The sequence below is a fragment of the Streptomyces sp. NPDC054883 genome (assembly GCF_053610645.1).
In genome coordinates this window covers 187,816-209,427 of the sequence record NZ_JBSGYT010000002.1, presented here as the reverse complement: position 1 = coordinate 209,427, position 21,612 = coordinate 187,816, and the positions used below count along the sequence as shown (strand labels likewise).

At 71.1% G+C, this 21,612-nt stretch carries 21 protein-coding genes; 9 read left to right on the top strand and 12 right to left on the bottom strand.

Going from position 1 to position 21,612, the window contains the following annotated elements; genetic code table 11:
* Positions 1-2: 2 nt before the first annotated feature.
* The 6 genes from ACWGH1_RS03405 to ACWGH1_RS03380 all read left to right on the top strand — a co-directional run bounded on the left by ACWGH1_RS03405 (position 3) and on the right by ACWGH1_RS03380 (position 5,205).
* A complete protein-coding gene (locus ACWGH1_RS03405) occupies positions 3-1,856 on the top strand; it encodes a phosphatidylglycerol lysyltransferase domain-containing protein (RefSeq protein ID WP_453353371.1) in 1,854 nt (617 codons plus the stop codon).
* A gap of 371 nt (positions 1,857-2,227) precedes the next feature.
* On the top strand, positions 2,228-3,097 hold the full coding sequence (folP, locus tag ACWGH1_RS03400) for a dihydropteroate synthase (protein ID WP_453408379.1): 870 nt from the start codon (positions 2,228-2,230) through the stop codon (positions 3,095-3,097).
* A gap of 28 nt (positions 3,098-3,125) precedes the next feature.
* Positions 3,126-3,569, top strand: coding sequence for a nuclear transport factor 2 family protein (locus ACWGH1_RS03395; protein WP_453356701.1), 444 nt, complete (start codon positions 3,126-3,128; stop codon positions 3,567-3,569).
* 129 nt (positions 3,570-3,698) lie between these two features.
* Positions 3,699-4,058 carry a dihydroneopterin aldolase gene (folB, locus tag ACWGH1_RS03390; RefSeq protein WP_136216387.1) on the top strand — a complete coding sequence of 120 codons (360 nt, stop codon included), beginning with the start codon at positions 3,699-3,701 and terminating at the stop codon, positions 4,056-4,058.
* A complete protein-coding gene (gene folK, locus ACWGH1_RS03385; protein ID WP_453356700.1) occupies positions 4,055-4,663 on the top strand; it encodes a 2-amino-4-hydroxy-6-hydroxymethyldihydropteridine diphosphokinase in 609 nt (202 codons plus the stop codon). The genes folB and folK overlap by 4 nt, the downstream gene beginning before the upstream one ends.
* Positions 4,664-4,716: 53 nt before the next feature.
* Positions 4,717-5,205 carry a DUF3180 domain-containing protein gene (locus tag ACWGH1_RS03380; protein ID WP_453356699.1) on the top strand — a complete coding sequence of 163 codons (489 nt, stop codon included), beginning with the start codon at positions 4,717-4,719 and terminating at the stop codon, positions 5,203-5,205.
* 46 nt (positions 5,206-5,251) lie between these two features.
* Here ACWGH1_RS03380 and folE read toward each other — a convergent pair whose 3' ends face one another.
* The 6 genes from folE to dacB form a co-directional block, all read right to left on the bottom strand.
* A complete protein-coding gene (gene folE / locus ACWGH1_RS03375) occupies positions 5,252-5,860 on the bottom strand; it encodes a GTP cyclohydrolase I FolE (RefSeq protein WP_453356698.1) in 609 nt (202 codons plus the stop codon).
* A gap of 122 nt (positions 5,861-5,982) precedes the next feature.
* On the bottom strand, positions 5,983-8,013 hold the full coding sequence (gene ftsH / locus ACWGH1_RS03370) for an ATP-dependent zinc metalloprotease FtsH (protein WP_453354739.1): 2,031 nt from the start codon (positions 8,011-8,013) through the stop codon (positions 5,983-5,985).
* Between the two features lie 238 nt (positions 8,014-8,251).
* Entirely contained in the window at positions 8,252-8,812 is a 561-nt protein-coding gene (hpt, locus tag ACWGH1_RS03365) for a hypoxanthine phosphoribosyltransferase (RefSeq protein WP_136216392.1), read from the bottom strand.
* 69 nt (positions 8,813-8,881) lie between these two features.
* Positions 8,882-9,991 carry a tRNA lysidine(34) synthetase TilS gene (gene tilS, locus ACWGH1_RS03360; RefSeq protein ID WP_453354738.1) on the bottom strand — a complete coding sequence of 370 codons (1,110 nt, stop codon included), beginning with the start codon at positions 9,989-9,991 and terminating at the stop codon, positions 8,882-8,884.
* 269 nt (positions 9,992-10,260) lie between these two features.
* Positions 10,261-11,424, bottom strand: a complete 1,164-nt coding sequence (locus ACWGH1_RS03355) for a zinc-dependent metalloprotease (RefSeq protein WP_453354737.1) — start codon at positions 11,422-11,424, stop codon at positions 10,261-10,263.
* Between the two features lie 50 nt (positions 11,425-11,474).
* On the bottom strand, positions 11,475-12,911 hold the full coding sequence (gene dacB, locus ACWGH1_RS03350) for a D-alanyl-D-alanine carboxypeptidase/D-alanyl-D-alanine endopeptidase (protein ID WP_453408378.1): 1,437 nt from the start codon (positions 12,909-12,911) through the stop codon (positions 11,475-11,477).
* Positions 12,912-13,072: 161 nt separating this feature from the next.
* Here dacB and ACWGH1_RS03345 point away from each other — a divergent pair, with 161 nt between their 5' ends.
* Complete coding sequence (locus tag ACWGH1_RS03345; protein ID WP_030031597.1) at positions 13,073-13,567, top strand: inorganic diphosphatase; 495 nt, start codon at positions 13,073-13,075, stop codon at positions 13,565-13,567.
* Between the two features lie 198 nt (positions 13,568-13,765).
* Positions 13,766-15,406: a threonine/serine ThrE exporter family protein gene (locus ACWGH1_RS03340; protein ID WP_453357616.1), complete on the top strand. Its 1,641-nt coding sequence runs from the start codon at positions 13,766-13,768 to the stop codon at positions 15,404-15,406.
* Positions 15,407-15,486: 80 nt separating this feature from the next.
* On the opposite strand, the gene ACWGH1_RS03335 is transcribed toward ACWGH1_RS03340, so the two are convergent.
* The 5 genes from ACWGH1_RS03335 to ACWGH1_RS03315 all read right to left on the bottom strand — a co-directional run bounded on the left by ACWGH1_RS03335 (position 15,487) and on the right by ACWGH1_RS03315 (position 20,260).
* Positions 15,487-16,194 (bottom strand): VTT domain-containing protein, encoded by a 708-nt coding sequence (locus tag ACWGH1_RS03335; RefSeq protein ID WP_453354530.1) that lies wholly within the window; start codon positions 16,192-16,194, stop codon positions 15,487-15,489.
* Positions 16,195-16,341: 147 nt separating this feature from the next.
* Positions 16,342-17,100 (bottom strand): MerR family transcriptional regulator, encoded by a 759-nt coding sequence (locus tag ACWGH1_RS03330; protein ID WP_453354529.1) that lies wholly within the window; start codon positions 17,098-17,100, stop codon positions 16,342-16,344.
* 81 nt (positions 17,101-17,181) lie between these two features.
* The gene (locus tag ACWGH1_RS03325) at positions 17,182-17,724 is read right to left on the bottom strand and encodes a DinB family protein (RefSeq protein ID WP_453354528.1); all 543 of its coding nucleotides are present in this window, start codon (positions 17,722-17,724) and stop codon (positions 17,182-17,184) included.
* A gap of 107 nt (positions 17,725-17,831) precedes the next feature.
* The gene (locus ACWGH1_RS03320) at positions 17,832-19,289 is read right to left on the bottom strand and encodes an aldehyde dehydrogenase family protein (RefSeq protein WP_453354527.1); all 1,458 of its coding nucleotides are present in this window, start codon (positions 19,287-19,289) and stop codon (positions 17,832-17,834) included.
* A 92-nt stretch (positions 19,290-19,381) separates the two neighbouring features.
* On the bottom strand, positions 19,382-20,260 hold the full coding sequence (locus ACWGH1_RS03315; RefSeq protein ID WP_453354526.1) for a helix-turn-helix domain-containing protein: 879 nt from the start codon (positions 20,258-20,260) through the stop codon (positions 19,382-19,384).
* Between the two features lie 353 nt (positions 20,261-20,613).
* Between ACWGH1_RS03315 and ACWGH1_RS03310 the strand changes: the two genes are divergently transcribed.
* Complete coding sequence (locus ACWGH1_RS03310; RefSeq protein WP_453354525.1) at positions 20,614-21,138, top strand: ATP-binding protein; 525 nt, start codon at positions 20,614-20,616, stop codon at positions 21,136-21,138.
* 137 nt (positions 21,139-21,275) lie between these two features.
* On the opposite strand, the gene ACWGH1_RS03305 is transcribed toward ACWGH1_RS03310, so the two are convergent.
* Positions 21,276-21,521, bottom strand: a complete 246-nt coding sequence (locus ACWGH1_RS03305) for a DUF397 domain-containing protein (protein ID WP_190185982.1) — start codon at positions 21,519-21,521, stop codon at positions 21,276-21,278.
* Positions 21,522-21,612 lie beyond the last annotated feature (91 nt).

The following is a 21,612-nucleotide window of genomic DNA, read 5'->3' as shown; positions in this document are numbered from 1 at the left end:
CGATGTCTAGCAGGATAGATGGCGATAAGTCGGGACAGGTTCCGAAGGCGGTCCGCCGAATCCTCCGCGGACCCAAGCCGGAGTCGGTGCCCGGCCTGGTAGGTACGGCCGTCATGATCGTCGGCCTTCTGGACATCGCGGGCGGTGTCTTCCCGCGGTTCCGGCACAGCCGGTTCCACTCGGTCACCGAGGTGCTGCCCGGTGCCCTGGGTCCGTTCGCCGCCGCGCTCTCCATCAGCGCGGGCGTACTGATCCTGCTGCTGGCCCACGGCCTCAAGCGGCGCAAGCGGCGGGCCTGGCGGGCCTCCGTCGTCCTGCTGCCGGCCGGCGCAGTGGCGCAGTTCACATACCGTCACTCCCTCATCGGAGTGGTCATCGCGGCGGTGCTCCTCGGCCTGCTGCTGCGCCACCAGGGTGAATTCAAGGCCCTGCCGGACCCCCGCAGCCGCTGGAAGGCGCTGGCCAACTTCGTCCTGATGAGCGCCGGCTCCATCGGTCTCGGCCTGGTCATCGTCAACGTCCACCCGAACAAGGTCGTCGGCAACCCGAGCCTGTACGAGCAGATCACGCACGTCGTCTACGGGCTCTTCGGCTTCGAGGGACCGGTCGACTACGCGGGCCGCGTCTCCTGGACCGTCGGCTACTCCCTCGGCGCGCTCGGCATGCTGACCGCCGTCACCACCATCTACCTGGCATTCCGGCCCGAGCACCCGGCCGCCCGGCTCACCTCCGACGACGAGGCCAAGCTGCGCGAGCTGCTGGCCAGGCACGGCGGCCGCGACTCCCTCGGCCACTTCGCGCTGCGCCGCGACAAGGCCGTGGTGTTCTCCCCCAGCGGCAAGGCCGCCGTCACCTACCGCGTCGTCTCCGGCGTGATGCTCGCCTCCGGCGACCCGGTCGGCGACGTCGAGGCCTGGCCCGGCGCCATCGAGCGGTTCATGGAGGAGGCCAAGGCCCACTCCTGGACCCCGGCCGTCGTGGGCTGCAGCGAGACCGGCGGCGAGGTCTGGACCCGGGAGACCGGCCTGGACGCGCTGGAGCTGGGTGACGAGGCGATCGTCGACGTCAAAGACTTCTCCCTCGCCGGACGCGCCATGCGCAACGTCCGCCAGATGGTGAAGCGCATCGAGCGCAACGGCTACACCACCAAGGTGCGCCGGGTCAGCGAGCTGACCGAGCAGGAGCTGGAGCAGGTCCGCGGCGCCGCCGAGGCCTGGCGCGGCACCGATACGGAGCGCGGCTTCTCCATGGCGCTGGGCCGGGTCGGCGATCCGGGCGACGGGGACTGCTTCATCGCCACCGCGCACCGCGTGGAGGAGGGCGACACCAGCCCGTTCGGCGACCTCAAGGCCATCTTGCACTTCGTCCCGTGGGGCAAGGACGGCATGTCGCTGGAGCTGATGCGCCGTGACCGCGCCGCCGACCCCGGTATGAACGAGCTGCTGATCGTCGCCTCCCTGGGAGCCTGCCCGGAACTCGGCATCGAGAAGGTCTCGCTGAACTTCGCGATGTTCCGCGCGGCCCTCGCCCGCGGCGAGAAGATCGGCGCCGGCCCGGTCCTGCGGATGTGGCGCGGCCTGCTGGTCTTCCTGTCGCGCTGGTTCCAGATCGAGTCCCTGTACAAGTTCAACGAGAAGTTCCGCCCCCGCTGGGAACCCCGCTTCATGGTCTACCGGCAGACCCGCGACCTGCCCCGCATCGGCTTCGCCGTGATGCAGGCCGAGGGCTTCGTGACCCTCGCCCTGCCCCGGCTCTTCGCGAGCCGGCGCCGGCCCAAGCCGGTCCGTCCCTGCGCCCACACGGACGGCACTCCGGTTCCGCCCCAGCCGGGCGAGCGCGAGGTCCAGGCGGCGTAGGCCGCGCGCCCCGGCAGCGCAAGCCGCGGGCGGGGCGCCCGGCCCGGTCGGCGAGCAGACCGGGCCCGGGCGGCGCGGGCCGCGGGTTCCCGGCGGCATGCCCGATGCCGTCCAGCCGGCCGTGCCGGGCCCGGACGTCGGCCCGCGCGTCCGTGACGTCCGCCTGGCGGCAGCGGACGGAGGCGGCCGGGGTGGCCCGTACCTCGCGTTCGGCCAGGATCCGGGAACCCGGGCGGCGCAGGCCGCACGGTGCCGGCGGCGCAAGCCCGCCGGGCACGGCTTCGCATGCCTCCGCGCCGGGGGCGGCCGCCGGCCCCGCAGGCCCGTCCCCGCCCACCGCCCGGCCAGGGCCCGGGCCCTACCCTTGAGCTATGAACACCAACCACGGGGCCACCGGCCGGGGCCGGGTGACAGGTCTGCCGGAGTGGGACCGCTGCGGGGTCATGGGCGTCGTGAACGTCACCCCCGACTCCTTCTCCGACGGCGGCCGCTGGTTCGACACCACCGCCGCCGTCAAGCGCGGCCTCGACCTCGTCGCCCAGGGCGCCGACCTCGTCGACGTCGGCGGCGAGTCCACCCGGCCCGGCGCGACCCGCGTCGACGCCGAAGAAGAGCTGCGCCGGGTCGTCCCGGTGGTGCGCGGCCTCGCCGCCGAGGGGGTCGTCGTCTCCGTCGACACCATGCGGGCCGAGGTCGCGGCGCAGGCCGTCGCCGCCGGAGCGCGCCTGGTCAACGACGTCAGCGGCGGACTCGCCGACCCCGGCATGATCCCGGCCGTGGCCGCCGCGGAGGTGCCGTTCGTGGTCATGCACTGGCGTGGCTTCAGCGCCGGCATGAACAGCCTCGCCGTCTACACGGACGTGGTCGCCGAGGTCACCGCCGAGCTGCGCGACCGGATCGACGCCGTCATCGCCGGCGGCATCGCGCCCGAGCGGCTCGTGGTCGACCCGGGTCTGGGCTTCGCGAAGAACGCCGAGCACGACCTGGCCCTCGTCGCCCACTTGCGCGACGTGCGGGAGCTGGGCTTCCCGCTGCTGGTCGCCGCCTCGCGGAAGCGTTTCCTCGGCCGGGTGCTGGCCGGCGCCGACGCCGCCCCGCCGCCCGCCCGGGAGCGGGACGCCGCCACGGCCGCCGTCTCCGCCATCGCCGCCCACCAGGGCGCCTGGGCGGTACGGGTCCACGAGGTACGTGCGAGCGCCGACGCGGTTCGGGTGGCCCGCGCCGTGGAAGGGGCACTGTGATCCGTCAGACCGACCGGGAAGGGGCACGGTGAGCCGTACCGACATCGAGGCCGTCGAAGAGATCAACACCGCCTTCTACGAGGCCATGGAGCAGGGGGACTTCGACGCACTGTCGGCGCTCTGGCTGGAGGACGAGATCTCGTGCGTGCACCCCGGCTGGCCGGTGCTCTCCGGGCGCGGCGAGGTACTGCGCTCGTACGCCCTGATCATGTCCCACACGGAGTACATCCAGTTCTTCCTCACCGACACCAAGGTGGCCGTCCTCGGCGACACCGCCCTGGTCACCTGTACCGAGAACATCCTCAGCGGCGGGCCCGCCGAGGACGGCGGGGAACTGGGTCCGCTGGTCGGTCAGCTGGTCGTCGCCACGAATGTGTTCCGACGCACACCCGAAGGCTGGCGCCTGTGGTCCCACCACGGTTCCCCGGTCCTTACGGACTCCGAAGATGAGGACGAAGGGGACACGGACTGACCCCATGGGCGGGGCCGGAGGTCCATCGCAGGTAAATTCGAAGGTGGACGACGCCGACCGCACTCGGCGTAGGCCCATGGCCCGGGGAGTCCCCGGGCCGGAAGCACCTACGAAACAGGAGTGATTCGCGTGGATCGTGTCGCGCTGCGCGGCCTCAAGGCTCGCGGGCACCACGGCGTCTTCCCCCGGGAACGCGAGGAAGGCCAGACCTTCATCGTCGACCTGGTGCTGCACATCGACGCCCGCCCCGCGGCGGCCGACGACGACCTGGCCAAGACCGTGCACTACGGAGTGGTGGCCGAGGAAGTCGTCGACGTGGTCCAGGGAGAGCCGGTCGACCTGATCGAGACACTCGCCGAGCGGATCGCCCAGCAGTGCCTCAAGCACGAAGCGGTGGCGCAGGTCGAGGTCGTCGTCCACAAGCCGGACGCGCCGATCACCGTCCCCTTCGACGACGTGACCATCACGATCACCCGGAGCCGCGCATGAACAACGGACTCAACGCCCAGAGCGACCCCACCGTCCAGCCCGTGCCCGCCTCGGTGGTGGAGAAGGTCGACGCTGCGGACACCACCTTGTCCAACCCCAAATGGGCCGTCGTCGCGCTGGGCGCGAACCTCGGCAACCGCCTGGAGACCCTCCAGGGCGCCATCGACGCCCTCGGTGACACCCCGGGCCTGCGGGTCAAGGCCGTCTCCCCCGTCTACGAGACCGAGCCGTGGGGCGTCGCGCCCGGCTCGCAGCCCTCGTACCTCAACGCGGTCGTCAGCGTGAAGACCACCCTGCCCCCCTCCTCCCTGCTGGAGCGCGGGCACGCCATCGAGGAAGCCTTCGACCGCGTGCGCGAGGAGCGCTGGGGTCCGCGCACGATCGACGTCGACATCGTCGCGTACGCCGACGTGGTCTCCGACGACCCCGTCCTCACCCTCCCCCACCCCCGGGCCCACCAGCGGGCCTTCGTGCTCGCGCCCTGGCACGACATCGACCCCGGGGCCCAGCTCCCGGGCCACGGCGCGGTCTCGGCGCTGCTGGCCGGAATCGGCCTGACCGGCGTCGCTGCGCGCCCGGACCTGGAACTCCACCTCCCCGAGTAGTCGTTAGCCTGTTCACTGCTGACGTAACGGCTCAGAAAGCGGGGAACGGGCACGTGAAGCAACTGAGGCCGGCGGTCCTGGCGGGCATCTTCGTGGTGGCGGGGGTGCTGTCCTGGGCGGGCGCCCGGCTGTGGAACGCGTACGGCACCCTGCCGGGCGTGCCCCTGGCCGCGCCGGTCGTCCTCGCGGTGATCGCGGTGATCCTCTTCGCGACGGGGCTGTCGATGCGGGCGCGCCTGAAGGCGCAGCGCGAGCGCCGCCCGGGCGCGAAGGGGGTCGAGCCCCTGATGGCGGCCCGGGCGGTGGTGTTCGGCCAGGCGAGCGCCCTGGTCGCGGCCCTGGTGGCGGGCATGTACGGGGGCGTCGGGGTGTTCCTGCTGACCGACTCCCTCGACGTCCCCGCCCGCCGCGACCAGGCTTGGTACGCGGGCGGCTCCGTCCTGGCGGGCGCGGCGGTCGTCGCGGCGGCCCTGTTCCTGGAGCACGTCCTCAAACTCCCCGAGGACGACGACACCACCCCGCAGTCCCCGGCCCGCGCCTGACGCCCGCTGGCGCGGCCTAGGCGGACCGGCACCGGCCGGGGGGCGGTCAGCGGGCCATGATCAGGCTCATCGCCTCGTTGCGGGTCGCGGGGTCGCGGAGCTGGCCGCGGACCGCCGAGGTGATGGTCTTCGCGCCGGGCTTGCGGACACCGCGCATGGTCATGCACATGTGCTCGCACTCGATGACCACGATGACGCCGCGCGGCTCCAGGATCTCCATCAGGGAGTCCGCGACCTGCGTCGTCAGCCGCTCCTGCACCTGCGGGCGGCGGGCGTACACGTCCACCAGGCGGGCGAGCTTCGACAGGCCGGTGATCTTGCCGTCCGCCGACGGGATGTAGCCGACGTGCGCGACGCCGTGGAAGGGCACCAGGTGGTGCTCACAAGAGCTCATTACCTCGATGTCCTTCACCAGCACCATCTCGTCGTGGCCGAGGTCGAACGTCGTCGTCAGGACCTCCTCCGGCTTCTGCCAGAGACCGGCGAATATCTCCCGGTACGAGCGCGCCACCCGGGCCGGCGTTTCCAGCAGGCCCTCACGGTCCGGGTCCTCGCCGACCGCGATCAGGAGCTCGCGCACGGCCGCCTCGGCGCGCTTCTCGTCGAACTCGCCGATCGTGCCCTCGCCACCGGTCAGGGTCACTGGGTCGGTCATCTCTTCCTCGTTCCTGTGTGCACAGCGCTCGCGGGCCGATGAAAATGCCGCGCCCCCCAAGGCTAGAACCTGGGGGGCGCGGCAGGCATTCCGGGGGCCTCGGGGGCCACCGGTTCCACCGATTACTCGGTGCGGTCCTCCGGAGCGGCCTCGGGGGCCTTCTCCACCGACACCGCCGACGAGCTCGCCGCCGAGGCGCCGTTCGCCGAGTTGGTCAGCTGGAGCTCCTTGGGAGAGAGCACCGGCGGACGGGTGGAGGGGGTACGGCGGGCGGAACCGGTCCACGCCGGACGGGCCGGGCGCTTCACGATCGTGGAGAAGACCTCGGCGATCTCCTCCTTGCCCAGCGTCTCCTTCTCCAGCAGGGCGAGCACGAGGTTGTCCAGGACGTCCCGGTTCTCGACCAGGATCTCCCAGGCCTCGTTGTGCGCGGTCTCGATGAGCTTCTTGACCTCTTCGTCGACCAGCGCCGCGACCTCTTCCGAGTAGTCCCGCGGGTGCGACATCTCGCGGCCCAGGAACGGCTCGGTGTTGTCGCCGCCGAACTTGATCGCGCCCAGCCGCTCGGTCATGCCGTACTGGGTGACCATGGCCCGCGCGGTGGCGGTGGCCTTCTCGATGTCGTTCGCCGCGCCCGTGGTCGGGTCGTGGAAGACCAGTTCCTCGGCCGCGCGCCCGCCCAGCATGTACGCGAGCTGGTCGAGCATCTCGTTGCGCGTGGTCGAGTACCTGTCCTCGTCGGGCAGGACCATGGTGTAACCCAGGGCCCGGCCGCGGGACAGGATCGTGATCTTGTGGACCGGGTCGGAGTTCGGGGAAGCCGCCGCGACCAGGGCGTGTCCGCCCTCGTGGTACGCGGTGATCTTCTTTTCCCGGTCCGACATGATCCGGGTCCGCTTCTGCGGGCCCGCCACGACGCGGTCGATCGCCTCGTCCAGCATGTCGTTGTCGATCAGCTTCTTGTTCGAGCGGGCCGTGAGCAGCGCGGCCTCGTTCAGAACGTTGGAGAGATCGGCACCGGTGAAGCCGGGGGTGCGGCGGGCGACGGCCGAGAGGTCGACGTCCGGCGCGACCGGCTTGCCCTTCTGGTGGACCCTGAGGATCTCCAGACGGCCCTGCATGTCCGGGCGGTCGACCGCGATCTGCCGGTCGAAGCGGCCCGGGCGCAGCAGCGCCGGGTCGAGGATGTCGGGCCGGTTCGTGGCGGCGATCAGGATGACGCCGCCCTTCACGTCGAAGCCGTCCATCTCGACCAGCAGCTGGTTGAGGGTCTGCTCGCGCTCGTCGTGCCCGCCGCCGAGACCCGCACCGCGGTGCCGGCCGACGGCGTCGATCTCGTCGACGAAGACGATCGCCGGCGCGTTGGCCTTGGCCTGCTCGAACAGGTCGCGGACGCGCGAGGCACCGACACCGACGAACATCTCGACGAAGTCGGAACCGGAGATCGAGTAGAAGGGAACACCGGCCTCGCCCGCGACGGCACGCGCGAGCAGGGTCTTGCCGGTGCCGGGCGGGCCGTAGAGCAGCACACCCTTGGGGATCTTGGCGCCGACGGCCTGGAACTTGGCCGGCTCCTGGAGGAACTCCTTGATCTCGTGGAGCTCCTCGACGGCCTCGTCGGAGCCCGCGACATCGGCGAACGTCGTCTTCGGGGTGTCCTTGGTGATGAGCTTGGCCTTGGACTTCCCGAAGTTCATCACCCGGGAGCCGCCGCCCTGCATCTGATTCATCAGGAACAGGAAGACGACGACGATGAGGACGAACGGGAGCAGCGAGAACAGCACGCTCAGGAACGGGCTGGTCTTGTCCGGCGAGACGGTGTACCCGTCGGTGATCTGACCGGCTTCGTACTTGGTCTGGAGGTTCTGGGCGAGCTGGACGCCCTGGTCCCCGATGTAGTTGGCCTGGAACTTGGTGCCGTCGTTGTTGCCGAGCTTCTGGTCCTTCTTGAGCTCGATCTTGATCATCTGGCTGTCACCGGTGGTGAGCTTGGCGCTCTGCACCTGGCCACTGTTGATCGCCTTGATGACCTCGCTGGTCTCCACCGACTTGTAGCCGCCGCCGGAGCCGACGACGTTCATCAACACGACCACGGCGAGGACGGCCAGCACGATCCACATGACCGGCCCACGGAAGTATCGCTTCACGTCCATCCATACGGGGCGCTAGGCACCCCGTCCCTCCTGCCCGTAGGTAAATGCTGCTGTGAGTAAAGGCTGTTCTTCGGAATGTACCCCTGAATTGTCACCCGCGGCCTCGTGGGACGGCTGACAGACCTGTCTTCCCCTGGTCCAACGGCGGGAAGCGCCGCCAGGTTCCCCCGGGGGCCGCAGGTTTCCCTGAGGCTCCCGGGGCGGGCGCGGGGTCCACCGCACGGCGCGGTGGGGCCGGTCAGCCGCCGTAGACGTGCGGGGCGAGCGTGCCGACGAACGGCAGGTTGCGGTACTTCTCCGCATAGTCCAGGCCGTAGCCGACCACGAACTCGTTCGGGATGTCGAAGCCGACCCACCGGACGTCGATGGCGACCTTCGCGGCGTCGGGCTTGCGCAGCAGCGTGACGACCTCCAGCGAGGCCGGCTCTCGGGAGCCCAGGTTCGACAGCAGCCACGACAGGGTCAGACCGGAGTCGATGATGTCCTCGACGATCAGGACGTGCTTGCCCTTGATGTCGGTGTCCAGGTCCTTGAGGATCCGCACGACGCCGGAGGACTGGGTCCCGGCGCCGTAGGAAGACACCGCCATCCAGTCCATGGTGAGGGGGGTGGACAAGGCCCGCGCCAGGTCCGCCATCACCATCACGGCGCCCTTGAGCACACCGACGATGAGCAGGTCCTTGCCCGCGTACTCCGCGTCGATCTTCGCGGCCAGCTCCGCCAGCTTCGCGTCGATCTCTTCCTTGGTGATGAGCACCGACTGGAGGTCGTCGCCCATGTCCTTCTCGTCCACCCGCATCACTTTCGTCGTCGGCCGGGACTCCGGAGGTGGGTGCCCCCGGAGGACTCAGCCGCGTTTCAGCACCAATCAGCCCTGCCGGATGACAAGTCTGCCACCCTGCCGCTGGGCCTCGACCCGGCCGGGCAGGTTGATGGCGCCCTGACCGCGCCAACCGGTGATGAGCCGGTCGACTTCCTCGATGTGACGGGCGAAGAGCGAGCCTGCGGGAGACCCTGCGGCGACCACGGCCCGGCGCAGCACCCGGCGGCGGACGGCCGGGGGCAGGGCGTACAGCTTGGCGCACTCCAGCCGGCCGTCCTCGTCGCGTACCCGGGTCTCCGCGTCGGCGGCCCAGGCGTCCAGGGCGTCGGCGTCGTCGCGGGACAGCTGGGCGGTACGGGCGAGCGCCTCGACGACCCCCTTGCCGAGCGCCTTCTCCAGGGCGGGCAGTCCCTCGTGGCGCAGCCGGGAGCGGGTGTAGGCCGGGTCGATGTTGTGCGGGTCGTCCCAGACGGGGAGGGACTGGACCATGCAGGCCTTGCGGGCGGTCTGCCGGTCGATGTGGAGGAACGGGCGCCGGTAGCGGTGGCTGCGGCCGGTGCCGCCGGACACTTCCGCCATGCCGGACAGCGAGCGGATGCCGGAGCCGCGGGCGAGGCCCAGCAGGACGGTTTCGGCTTGATCGTCGCGGGTGTGGCCGAGCAGCACGGCGACGGCCCCGAGCCGGTCCGCGGCCTCGTCCAGGGCGGCGTAGCGGGCATCGCGCGCGGCGGCCTCGGGCCCGCCGTCGCGGCCGACGCGCACGGCGACGGACTCCACCGGGTCCAGGCGGAGCGCGGTCATGCGGGAGACGACCTCGGCGGCGCGCAGGTCGGAGCCGGCCTGGAGTCCGTGGTCGACGGTGACCCCGCCGGCCCGGAGACCGAGCTTGGGGGCCTCGAAGGCGAGGGCTGAGGCGAGCGCCATGGAGTCGGCGCCGCCCGAGCAGGCGACGAGGACGAGCGGCGCGGCGCCGTCCGGGGTGCCGGGGGTCGCACCGGACGGCATCCGGGGAACCGCGGCGGGGCGGCCGGTGGGGCCGGGTGCGGGACGGCCGCTCACGTTCCGGTCGCCGTGGTCGGTCAGGTCGGTCAGGACGTCGTGGAGTACGCGGCGGACCGCCAGGCGTATCGCCGCGACCGCAGGATGGGGACCCATGTCCGGTGCCCTTCATGGAGTTCGGATGCCTCGGAGGCGTGGGGTGGTGCGCAGGTGCCGCCGGGGTTCCCCGACGAGGGGCCCCGGGGTTCCGGTTGTCGCTCCGGTTGTCACTCAGAGTGCGTCGATGGTGACAGAACCGAGCCGTTCCCTGAGCATCGCACGCCCTTCCACGGCCCACGGTCCCTCGGAAGGGTGATGCTGCTTCCCCCAACGAGACAAGTTCACACCTGCCCGGCGCGGGAACGCGCCCCGCGCCGCGCCGGTGTTCACGCCCCTTCGCTCCCGTCGCGCCCCTCGCTCCCCTTGCGGTGGACGCGGGCCACCCAGTCCGCGGGCTTGGCGATCTCCGCCTTGGTGGGCAGGGTGTTCGGCGAGGTCCAGACCCGGTTGAAGCCCTCCATCCCGACCTCGCCGACGACGGCGCGGACGAACCGTTCGCCGTCGCGGTACTGGCGGATCTTCGCGTCGAGACCCAGCAGCTTGCGCAGCACGGCGTCGAGGCGGCTCGCGCCGCTGGCCCGGCGCTGCTGGAACTTCTCCCGGATCTCGGCGACCGAGGGCACCACCTCGGGCCCCACGCCGTCCATCACGAAGTCGGCGTGGCCCTCCAGCAGCGACATCACGGCGGTGAGCCAGGCCAGCACCTCGCGCTGCTCGGGGGTCTGCACCAGCTCGACCAGCGAGCGGCCCCCCTCGCCCTGCTCGGCGTCGGGGCGGGCGCCGGCGAAGGTCTGGGCGGCCTCGCGCAGCCGTTCCAGCACGGTCATCGGGTCCATCTCGGTGGCGGCGAGGAACGTCTGGATTTCGCCCTCCAGATGGGCGCGCAGCCACGGGACGGCCGTGAACTGCGTACGGTGTGTCTCCTCGTGCAGGCAGACCCACAGCCGGAAGTCGTGCGGGTCCACCTCCAGCTCCCGCTCCACGTGCACGATGTTCGGGGCCACCAGCAGCAGCCGGCCGCCGCCCTGGGCCGAGCCCGGCAGGTCGAGGGCCGGGGGCGCGAAGGTCTCGTACTGGCCGAGCACGCGGGAGGCCAGGAAGCTCAGCAGCATGCCCAGCTCGACGCCGGTGACCTTGCCGCCGACCGCTCCGAACACGGCGCCGCCCGGGGTGTTGCCGCGGCGCTCCTGCATCTTGCCGAGCAGCGGGGCCAGCAGCTCCCGGAAGCCTGCCACGTTGGCCTTGACCCAGCCGGCCCGGTCGACGACCAGGACCGGCGTGTCGTGGACGGCGGCCCCCTCGGGCAGCGCGCCCATCATCCGGGTGAACTCGCGCACGTGCCGTTCCGACGTCCTGGCGTGCCCGCGCAGCTCCGCCACCACGGCCCGGGCCTCGTCCCTGCTGACCTCCGGGCCGGGCCGGACCAGCCGGGTCGCGGTCGCCACCGCGAGGTTCCAGTCGACCATCTCCGCACCACCGATGCTCGTCATGCGTCAACCGTACGTGGACCGGCCCGCCCGCGGGATCCCCTTCGACCCGGCTACGGTGTCGCGGCCACCGCGGCGGCCAGCTTGTCCAGGCTCCGCTCGGCGGTCGCGCCGTCCGGGCCGTTCGCGCTCAGGAACGCGAAGGCGAGCAGCCGCCCGGAAGGGGCGACGACGGTCCCGGCGAGGGCGTTCACGTTGGTGAGGGTGCCCGTCTTGGCCCTGACCAGGCCGGCGGCCTGGGAGCCGGCGGCGTTGCGGGCGCGCAGGGTGCCGGTGAACCCGGCGACCGGGAGCCCGGTCAGGACCGGCCGCAGCTCGGGCCGCTTCGGGTCGGCGGCCCGGACGAGGAGGCCGGTCAGCAGGCCGCTGCTGACCTTGTCGGCGCGGTTGAGGCCGCTGCCGTCGGCGAAGCGGGCGCCGGCGGTGTCGACGCCGAGGGCGGCGAGCTTCGCGGAGACGGCCTTCTCGGCGCCCTCGAAACTGGCGGGCTGCCCGGCGGCCAGGGCCGTCTGGCGGGCGAGGGCCTCGGCGATGTCGTTGTCGCTGTTGGTCAGCATCCGCTCGACGAGGCCGCCGAGCGGGGTGGACAGGGTGGTGGCCAGCGGCTGGGCGCCCGCGGGCGCCTTGGCTCTCGCGGGGTCGGCGGTGACCTTGATGCCGCGTTCCTTCAGCAGGGCGGCGAAGGCGCGGGCGGCGTCCTGGGCGGGGTCCTTGCTCCGCTCGACGGGGGCCGAGCTGGACGGGTCGGGCCTCCCCTCGTCGGCCATGAGGGCGGTGACGGGTGCGAGGTTGTCGTTCGCGCCGATCGGGTGGCGGACCGGGCCGGTGTAGAGGAAGTCGTCGTAGCCCAGGGTCACCGAGTCGGTGCCGGCGGCCTTGAGCGCCTGGGCGGTGTCGGCGGCGAGGGCGACGAGGCTGCCGCCGGACCCGGCGGGGCTCTTCTTCTGCGCGGTGAGCGAGGGGTCGCCGCCGCCGACCAGCACGACCTGTCCGGGCCCGGCTCCGGGGACCACCGTGGTGCGGATCCGGTACTCGGGCCCGAGGGCGGCCAGCGCGGCCGAAGCGGTGGCGAGCTTGACGGTGGAGGCGGGGGTCATGGCGTCGCGCGGCCCGGACTCGTACAGCACCACGCCGGTCGCCGCGTCGACGACGGAGGCGGTACGGGAGGTGCCCAGCGCGGGGTCGGCCAACAGGGGCTCCAGCACGGCCGCCAGCCCACCGGAATCCGGCGCTCCGGCCTCGCGGAGGGTGCCCGGACCGATGCCCGCGAGCACTCCGGGGGCGCTCGGGGCGGCCTGCGGCACCGATCCCGCCGCGGATCCCGGCGCGTGATCTGCGCCACCCGTGAGGCTCCAGGAGGCGGCCCTGTCCCGCTCGGCCTTACGCTGGCCGGAGTCCCACGGACCCGCGGCGGCCACCGTCACGGCCGACAGGGCAAGGCCGGCCACGGCCGACCCCGCGATGAGCTGCCACGTCTTGACCAGAGGCACCTCGGACCAGCCCCTTTCGCGATCACACATATGCGTGAGGGACACTTAACCATTGCGTCTTGCCGCGAGCATGGCACCCCACCCGGCAGGGCCGGGGCGCACGCGCACGCAGGTGAATCAACGCACTCGAAGCAATGAAGCTGATCATGGAGGAGCAGGACGTGGAGTTCGACGTCACCATCGAGATCCCCAAGGGTTCGCGGAACAAGTACGAGGTGGACCACGAGACCGGCCGGATCCGCCTGGACCGTCGCCTGTTCACCTCCACCAGCTACCCGGCGGACTACGGCTTCGTCGAGAACACCCTGGGCGAGGACGGCGACCCGCTCGACGCGCTGGTCATCCTCGACGAGCCGACCTTCCCGGGCTGCCTCATCAAGTGCCGCGCGATCGGCATGTTCCGCATGACGGACGAGGCGGGCGGCGACGACAAGCTGCTGTGCGTGCCGGCCTCCGACCCGCGCGTGGAGCACCTGCGCGACATCCACCACGTCTCCGAGTTCGACCGCCTGGAGATCCAGCACTTCTTCGAGGTCTACAAGGACCTGGAGCCGGGCAAGTCGGTCGAGGGCGCCAACTGGGTCGGCCGCGCCGAGGCCGAGGCCGAGATCGAGGCCTCGTACAAGCGCCTGGAGGCCCAGGGCGGCCACCACTGAGCCCTGCGCTCGGACGCGGGTGAGCGGGACGTCCCGCTGCCCCTGCGACACCGCGGGCGGTGCCCCCCTGAGGGGGGCGCCGCCCGTTGCCGTATCCGCGGGCGGCCCGCCGGTCCGGACTCCGCGGGATTCCGCTTTCGCCGGGGAGGAAACGATTCCGCATACTGATACCGCTGGTGATCGCTGACTGGAGGACGCGTGGCGGAAGCCGACCGGGCAGAGGACAAGAAGCCCACCTCCGACGAGGCGCACAGCGCCTTCGCCCGGCCGCCCGGGACGGGAGCCGACGCGGCGGAAGCGGACCAGCCGACCTCGGAGTTCGCCGTCCCCGAGGGCCTGGCCGCACAGTCCGCCGAGCCCGGGGGTTCCGCTTTCGCTCCCCCCGCCACCTACAGCGCCCAGCACTCCCCGCCCGCGTACACCCCGGGCCACGGCTTCCCCGTATCCCGCATGCCGGAGTCCCCGTGGCAGGACCGCATGCGCACCATGCTGCGCATGCCGGTGGACGTCAGGCCCGTACCGGAGCCGGTGCAGAAGCAGAGCGAGGCCGGGCCGGCCGTGGGCCGCGTGCTCGACCTCACGCTGCGCATCGGCGAGCTGCTCCTCGCGGGCGGCGAGGGGGCCGAGGACGTCGAGGCCGCCATGTTCGCCGTGGCCCGCAGCTACGGGCTGGACCGCTGCGAGCCCACGGTCACCTTCACCCTCCTGTCGATCACCCATCAGCCCTCCCTGGTGGACGACCCGGTCTCGGCGAGCCGGACCGTACGCCGCCGCGGCACCGACTACACCCGCCTGGCAGCCGTCTACCGGCTGGTGGACGACATCAGCGCCCACGAGATCGACGTCTCGCTGGAGGAGGCCTACCGGCGCCTCGCGGAGATCCGCCGCAACCGGCACCCGTACCCGACCTGGGTGCTCACGGCGGCCGCCGGGCTGCTCGCCGGAGCCGCCTCCACCCTGGTCGGGGGCGGCGTGCTCGTCTTCGTCGCCGCTGCCATCGGCGCGGTCCTGGGCGACCGGCTGGCGTGGTTGTGCGCCGGGCGCGGACTGCCGGAGTTCTACCAGTTCGTGGTGGCCGCAATGCCGCCCGCCGCGATAGGCGTGGCGCTGAAGCTGGCCGAGATCGACGTGCGCGCCTCCGCGGTGATCACCGGCGGCCTGTTCGCGCTGCTGCCCGGGCGGGCCCTGGTCGCGGCCGTGCAGGACGGCCTGACCGGCTTCTACATCACCGCCTCCGCCCGCCTGCTGGAGGTCATGTACCTCTTCATCGGGATCATCATGGGCGTGCTCGTGATGCTCTACATCGGGCTCCAGCTCAACGCGAAGCCGAACCCGGACGAGGTCCTGCTGATCACGCAGCGGCCGCTGATCCAGATCGCGGCCTCGATGGTGCTGGTGTTCACCTTCGCCATCCTGCTCCAGCAGGAACGCTCCACCGTGTGGATCGTGACCCTGAACGGCGGGGTCGCCTGGGTGACCTTCGGGGCCCTGCACTACGCGGGCGGCATCCCGCCCGTGCCCTCCACCGCCGTCGCCGCCGGGCTCGTGGGCCTGTTCGGGCAGCTCTTCTCCCGCTACCGCTTCGCCTCCGCGCTGCCCTACACGACGGCGGCCATCGGCCCGCTGCTGCCGGGCTCGGCGACGTACTACGGGCTGCTGCTGATCGCCGAGAACCGGCTGAACGAAGGCCTCGGCTCGCTGGTGAACGCCGCCGCGATCGCGCTGGCCATCGCCATCGGCGTCAACCTGGGGTCCGAGACCTCACGGCTGTTCATGCGCATCCCGGGCGCCGCGAGCGCCGCGACCCGCCGGGCGGCGAAGCGGACCCGCGGCTTCTGAGACCGCCGGGCGGGTACGAGGGCGCACACGGCGGCGCCCCGGAGGCTCGTGCTCTCCGGGGCGCCGCGCGGGGAAGCCGATCAGCGCTTGGCGTGGCGGCCGCGCTGGGCGGAGACCTGCGGCTCGCCTTCCCGCTGGCGGCCGACCGCGGCGGGGGCCTCGGCGGCCGCGGCCTTCTTGTGCTTGCGCGCCTTGAGCACCTCGAAGATCACCGGGATCACCGAGATCAGGACGATGCCGATGAAGATCGTCTCGATGTTGTTCTTGATGACGTCGAACTGGCCCAGGTTGTAGCCGAGCACGGTCACGCCCGCGCCCCAGCCGATGCCGCCGATGACGTTGAACGCCAGGAAGGTGCGGTACTTCATCGCGCCCGCGCCGGCCACCATCGGGGCGAACGTCCGGATGATCGGGACGAACCGGGCGAGCACGATGGCCTTGGGGCCGTGCTTGTCCATGAAGTCGTGCGCCGCGTCCAGGTTCTCCCGCTTGAAGATCCTTGAATTGGGCCGGCTGAACAGCTTGGGGCCGAAGAACTTGCCGATCAGGTAGCCCACCTGGTCACCGAGGACCGCCGCCGCCACGATCAGCGTGCAGACCAGCCACAGCGGCTGGCTGATGTCACCGCTCGCGGTGAACAGGCCCGCCGTGAACAGCAGGGAGTCGCCGGGCAGGAACGCGAAGAGACCCGATTCCGCGAAGACGATGACCAGGGTGCCGATCAGGCCGAACTGCCCGATCAGGTACTCCGGGGACAGCCACTCAGGGGCGAGCGCAAGCGTGTACACGAGTTCCGGGCTCTCCTGGATCGGGGGACGTCCGCTGCGCGGCGCGCGGCACGGGTGGTTTCAACCACGGGTGGTTCCAATTATGAACGCACACCGCCCCCGCCGGGTTCCAGGGACCCGGAGGGGGCGGTGCGGGAGCGGTACGGGTCACACGGAGCGGACGGCGTTGGCCAGGATGGCGTCCCGCAGGAACACCGCCAGTCCAGGACGGACGGCGTCGTAGTACGCCGTGAACCGCTCGTCCGCGACGTACATCTCACCGAGGCAGGTGTGCATCTCGTACGAGCAGTCGTAGTGGTTCGCGGTGATGGATCCGCGGTGCTCCTCGGCCAGGTCCATGGCCGCCTCGGAGTCCGGGGCCGCACCTGACTCCAGCAGCCGCGCCAGGCGCCGGTTGATGTCGTCCGCCTGGTTCTGGATCCGCTGCCAGTCCTCCTTCGTGTAGGAAGCCGCCCGTCGGGCGGACTCCTTGTACGCGTCGGTGCCGCCCCACCGCTGCCGGACCTCGGCCGCGTGCTCGTCGGGGTCGAAGTCCCCGAAGACCTCGAACTTCTCCTCGGGCGTGAGGTTGATTCCCATCTGGTGTGCCTCCATGGCGTGCTCAACGGCCTTGGCCATCCGCTGGAGCCGGCCGATCCGGTCGGACAGGAGGGCGTGCTGCCGGCGCAGGTGCTCCCTCGGGTCCGAGTCCGGATCGTCCAGCAGGACCGCGACCTCTTCGAGCGGGAAGCCGAGCTCCCGGTAGAACAGGATCCGCTGCAGCCGGTCGAGGTCGGCGTCGTCGTACCGCCGGTGCCCCGCCCGGTTGCGCCCGCTCGGGCTGAGCAGGCCGATCTCGTCGTAGTGGTGCAGCGTGCGCACCGTCACTCCGGCGAAACCGGCGACCTGGCCCACGGAGTAGCCCATCGTTCCCGCTCCTCTGGTTGGGTACGCCCTTCACTGTGCGTCCTCACGCGGCGTGAGGTGCAAGTCCGCCCGCGAGGACCGCTACCCGGCCGCCCCGGCCAGGGCCACCAGCTCGAAGGCCGTCTTGCCGTCCAGGGACTCGCGCACGACGTCGGCGTGGCCGGCGTGCCGGGCGAACTCCTCCACCAGGTGCAGCAGCATCCAGCGCATGGACACCTTGCCGTCCTTCGGGAACCACGGCGCGTCGGGCAGCGGGAACGTCTCGTTCAGGCTCTCCAGGCCCGCGACGAATTCGGCGGTCTGCGCCGCCACCTCGTCCCAGAAGGCCAGGATCCCGGCCGTCGTCTCGTCCCCGACGAGCCGGAAGGAGTCGCCCCAGGTCTCCTGCGTGCGCTGGCGCTCGTTCGGCCGCTGCTGCGCCATCCGCAGCCAGTTGAGCTCACACTCCGCGCAGTGCTTGAGCAGCCCCGACAGGGACAGCTCGCTCGCGCTCGGGCGGCTCGCCGCCTGCTCCTCGCTGAGGCCGAGCACGGAGCGGCGGATGCCGCCGCGCTGGGCCTCCACGAAGGAAAGGAGGGCACCGCGCTCATCGCCGTAGGACTCCGCGGGTACGTGCGTGACCATGCTGAACCGCCTCTGTAGGGGGTGTCTCTTCCCGTCTGCTGCTGACGAGGAACACGCTACGGAGGCTTGCGGTCAGATGCTGTCCGCGATCAAGCCGTCTTGGCGGGTCAGAAGGGGAAATTCGTCCGACCGTGCTGGACGGAGATCCACTTCTGGGTGGTGAAGGCCTCCACCGTCGCCTCGCCGTTCAGCCGGCCGAGCCCCGAGGCCTTCTCGCCGCCGAAGGCCGCCAGCGGCTCGTCGCCGATGGTGGAGTCGTTGACGTGGATCATCCCGGTCTCGATCCGCTGGGCGAACCGCACCCCGCGCTCCACGTCCCGCGTGTGCACGGCGCCGCTGAGCCCGTAGGGGGTGGCGTTCGTGAGCCGGACGGCCTCGTCCTCGCCGTCGAACACCACCAGCAGCGCCACCGGGCCGAAGATCTCCTGGCCCAGGAGCGGGGAGTCCTCGGGGAGCCCGGCCAGCACCGTCGGTTCGACGAGGTTGCCGCGCGTAGAACCGCGTACGAGCGCCTGCGCGCCCTCCTCGACGGCCCGGTCCACGAGGGCGGTCAGGGCGTCGGCCTGGAAGGAGTTGATCAGCGGGCCGATGTGGGTGTCGGCCTCGTGCGGGTCACCGGTCTTAAGGCTCCGCACCCGTGCGGTGAACTTGTCGGTGAACTCCTGCGCGACGGAGGCGTCCACGAGGATCCGGTTGGCCGCCATGCAGACCTGGCCCTGGTAGACGAAGCGGCTGAAGACGGCCGCGTCCACCGCGTAGTCGAGGTCGGCGTCGTCGAGGACCACCAGGGCGCTGTTGCCGCTCAGTTCCAGGACGGTCCGCTTGAAGTGGCGGGCGGCGACGGCGCCGACGTGCCGGCCGACCCGGTCCGAACCGGCGAAGGAGATGACCTTGGGGACGGGGTGGGTGAGGATCGCGTCGCCTATCTCGGCGATGTCGGTGACCAGGACGTTCAGCAGCCCGGCCGGGAGCCCCGCGTCCTCGAAGACCTTGGCGATGACCCCGCCGCCGACCACCGGGGCGTTCTGGTTCGGCTTGATCACGACGGCGTTGCCGAGGGCGAGCGCCGGGGCGACCGACTTCATGGTCACGAGGAACGGGAAGTTGAAGGGGCTGATCACGGCGATGACCCCGACGGGAAGCCGCTGGACGCGGTTCTCCTTGCCCTCGACGGGCGAGGGCAGGATCCGGCCCTCGGGACGGATGGCCAGCTGGATCGCCTCGCGGATGAACTCCATCGCGAGGTGGACCTCGTACTCGGCCTTGGGACGGGTCCCGCCGAGCTCGTCGATCATCGCCTCGACGATCTCCTTCCGGCGGTCCTCGGTGATCCGCAGGGCCCGCTCCAGGACGGCACGTCTCGCGTAGGGGCTGGTGGCGGCCCACTCCCGCTGCGCCCGTTCGGCGGCGCGGTAGGCCTGGTCCACCTGCTCGACCGTGGCCGCGGTGATCGCCGCCAACTTCTCACCGTTGTAGGGGTTGACGTCGATGATGTCCCACGAACCGGCGCCAGGCAGCCATTCGCCATCGATGTACTGGTGAGCCAGGTCGTCGAATATGGACATGCCATCCCTTACTGCGAGCGCGCACCCGTGCGCTGCACCGGAGACCGATCGGTCGTCGTCATGCACTGATCAGACGTCATACTACGTGCGGTTCAAGACAGTTGGAGGAGACCGCGCAGGAGATCACGGGTCCGGTCGGGATCGGGGCAGTCCGCCTGGAGCCGCTCCATCGCCCGTGCGTACTGCGCCACTTCCTCGTCTTTGTCCAGGTAGAGCGCGCTGGTGAGCTGTTCCAGATAGACGATGTCCTGGAGGTCGGACTCCGGGAAGCGCAGCAGCGTGAACGCGCCGCTCTCGCCCGCGTGGCCGCCGAAGGAGAAGGGCATCACCTGGAGCTGGACGTTGGGGCGCTGGGACACCTCGATCAGGTGCTCCAGCTGGCCGCGCATCACGTCGCGGTCGCCGTAGGGGCGGCGCAGCGCGGCCTCGTCGAGGACGGCGTGGAAGACGGGGGCGCTCTCGGAGACGAGGACCTTCTGACGCTCCAGGCGCAGCGCGACGCGGCGGTCGATCTCGGCCGGGGAGGCGCCCGGCATGCCGCGCTTGACGACGGCCTGGGCGTAGGCCTCGGTCTGCAGCAGCCCGTGGACGAACTGGACCTCGTAGATGCGGATGAGGGAAGCGGCGCCTTCGAGTCCGACGTACGTCTGGAACCAGCCGGGCAGCACGTCGCCGTAACTGTGCCACCAGCCGGCCGCGTTGGCCTCGCGGACGAGCCCGAGGAGGGACTCGCGCTCGGCGCCGTCCGTGACTCCGTAGAGCGTCAGGAGGTCTTCGACGTCGCGGGCCTTGAAGCTCACCCTTCCCAACTCCAAGCGGCTGATCTTCGATTCGGATGCGCGGATCGAGTAGCCGGCCGCCTCACGGGTGATGCCGCGGGATTCTCGGAGTCGCCTGAGCTGTGAGCCCAGGAGGATGCGGCGCACCACGGAACCGCTGGCTTCTGCGGTCACTAGTCCTGCCCTCCCCATCGCAATGGTGTGCGCGTGGTCAGCGCTGTCGTCTGCGTGCTGCGTCGCTGGGGCCCCCGAACCCCAGGGGCCGCAGTCTGCCACCAAAACGCACCCGCCCGTACTCGTTCTGTAACGGAATCCGGCGTCCCGGAAAAGAAGTCCGTAAGTATGCGTAGGAAGAAATGAGCAAGAACCATCACGGACGGGACAGGTCCGGCGCGTGCACGTGCATCTGCCCTTGCATCCGGCTTCGGCATTCGGAACGATGGTCCCCGCGCACCTGCGTGCTCTTCGCGCCGGCGCCGGACCCACCCCGCAGTTCTTTCTGGCCGGAGACGCCGCTCCGTCCGCGAATCCCGGGAGTGCCTCGCATGGGGACGAATGGATCGACCATGCTCGAGCCGTTACGGCAGGGGCTGCCCCCGGTCGACCCCACGGCTGTCTCGGGGTCCGCTTCCTGCGCCTTGCCCGCCCGCTTCGAAGCGGTGCGCGGAGCGCGCTCGTTCACCCGCTCGACGCTGTCCCAGTGGGGCCTCGACCAGCGCTTCGACGACGTGTCCCTGGTCGTCTCGGAGCTCGTCACCAACGCGCTGCGCCATGCCCTGCCCGACGACGCGCGCGGGACGGCCGCGGATCCGGACGCTCCGGTCCGGCTGCACCTGATGCGGTGGAGCACCCGGCTGGTGTGCGCCGTGCGGGATCCGAGCGAGGACCGGCCGGGCGGGGCGTTCTCGCCCGAGCGGACCGAGGAGAACTTCGACCTGGAGTCCGGGCGCGGACTGTTCCTGGTGGACTCGTACAGCGACAGCTGGGGCTGGCACCCGCTCGCTGGACGGCTGACCGGCAAAGTGGTGTGGGCGCTGTTCCTGCTTCACAAGTGCGACGGCGGCCGGTGAGACGACGGCGAGCGGGACCGGCGGAGCACGCCTGGGAAACGCGCACACCGGCCGGAACTGATCAGTGCGATCAGTCCCGGCCGGTGCACGTGCATGGCCTGATGTGACGCTGTGCCTGGTTCCGTACGATCAGCGGTTCAGATGACCAGGTGATCGAACTCGCCGTCCTTGACGCCCAGCAGCAGCGCCACTATCTCGGCCGGCGTGTAGATGAGCGCCGGGCCGTCCGGGAAGCGCGAGTTGCGCATCGCGACGTCGCCGCCCGGCAGTTTGGCGAACTCGACACAGGAACCTTGCGAATTGCTGTGTCTGCTCTTCTGCCAGGTCAGCCCAAACAAGGAAGTGAGTTCTGCAGCTGCCATCCCGTTGTACGCGTGGTCCACAGGAAGCCCCCGATAGTGCAGATGTCAACTGCACCGGATCATAGCTCTGTTCATGGCGGGCTGCATGGGCAGATGCACGTGCACGGAGGGT

Excerpts from the sequence above, each read along its gene's own strand:
- ACWGH1_RS03310 (WP_453354525.1), top strand. The coding sequence starts at position 20,614 with ATGGGGACGAATGGATCGACCATGCTCGAGCCGTTACGGCAGGGGCTG.
- ACWGH1_RS03355 (WP_453354737.1), bottom strand. The coding sequence starts at position 11,424 with ATGACGAGCATCGGTGGTGCGGAGATGGTCGACTGGAACCTCGCGGTG.
- folP (WP_453408379.1), top strand. The coding sequence starts at position 2,228 with ATGAACACCAACCACGGGGCCACCGGCCGGGGCCGGGTGACAGGTCTG.
- ACWGH1_RS03325 (WP_453354528.1), bottom strand. The coding sequence starts at position 17,724 with ATGGTCACGCACGTACCCGCGGAGTCCTACGGCGATGAGCGCGGTGCC.
- ACWGH1_RS03315 (WP_453354526.1), bottom strand. The coding sequence starts at position 20,260 with ATGGGGAGGGCAGGACTAGTGACCGCAGAAGCCAGCGGTTCCGTGGTG.
- ftsH (WP_453354739.1), bottom strand. The coding sequence starts at position 8,013 with ATGGACGTGAAGCGATACTTCCGTGGGCCGGTCATGTGGATCGTGCTG.
- folE (WP_453356698.1), bottom strand. The coding sequence starts at position 5,860 with ATGACCGACCCAGTGACCCTGACCGGTGGCGAGGGCACGATCGGCGAG.
- folK (WP_453356700.1), top strand. The coding sequence starts at position 4,055 with ATGAACAACGGACTCAACGCCCAGAGCGACCCCACCGTCCAGCCCGTG.
- ACWGH1_RS03405 (WP_453353371.1), top strand. The coding sequence starts at position 3 with ATGTCTAGCAGGATAGATGGCGATAAGTCGGGACAGGTTCCGAAGGCG.
- ACWGH1_RS03320 (WP_453354527.1), bottom strand. The coding sequence starts at position 19,289 with ATGTCCATATTCGACGACCTGGCTCACCAGTACATCGATGGCGAATGG.
- tilS (WP_453354738.1), bottom strand. The coding sequence starts at position 9,991 with ATGGGTCCCCATCCTGCGGTCGCGGCGATACGCCTGGCGGTCCGCCGC.
- hpt (WP_136216392.1), bottom strand. The coding sequence starts at position 8,812 with ATGCGGGTGGACGAGAAGGACATGGGCGACGACCTCCAGTCGGTGCTC.
- ACWGH1_RS03330 (WP_453354529.1), bottom strand. The coding sequence starts at position 17,100 with ATGGGCTACTCCGTGGGCCAGGTCGCCGGTTTCGCCGGAGTGACGGTG.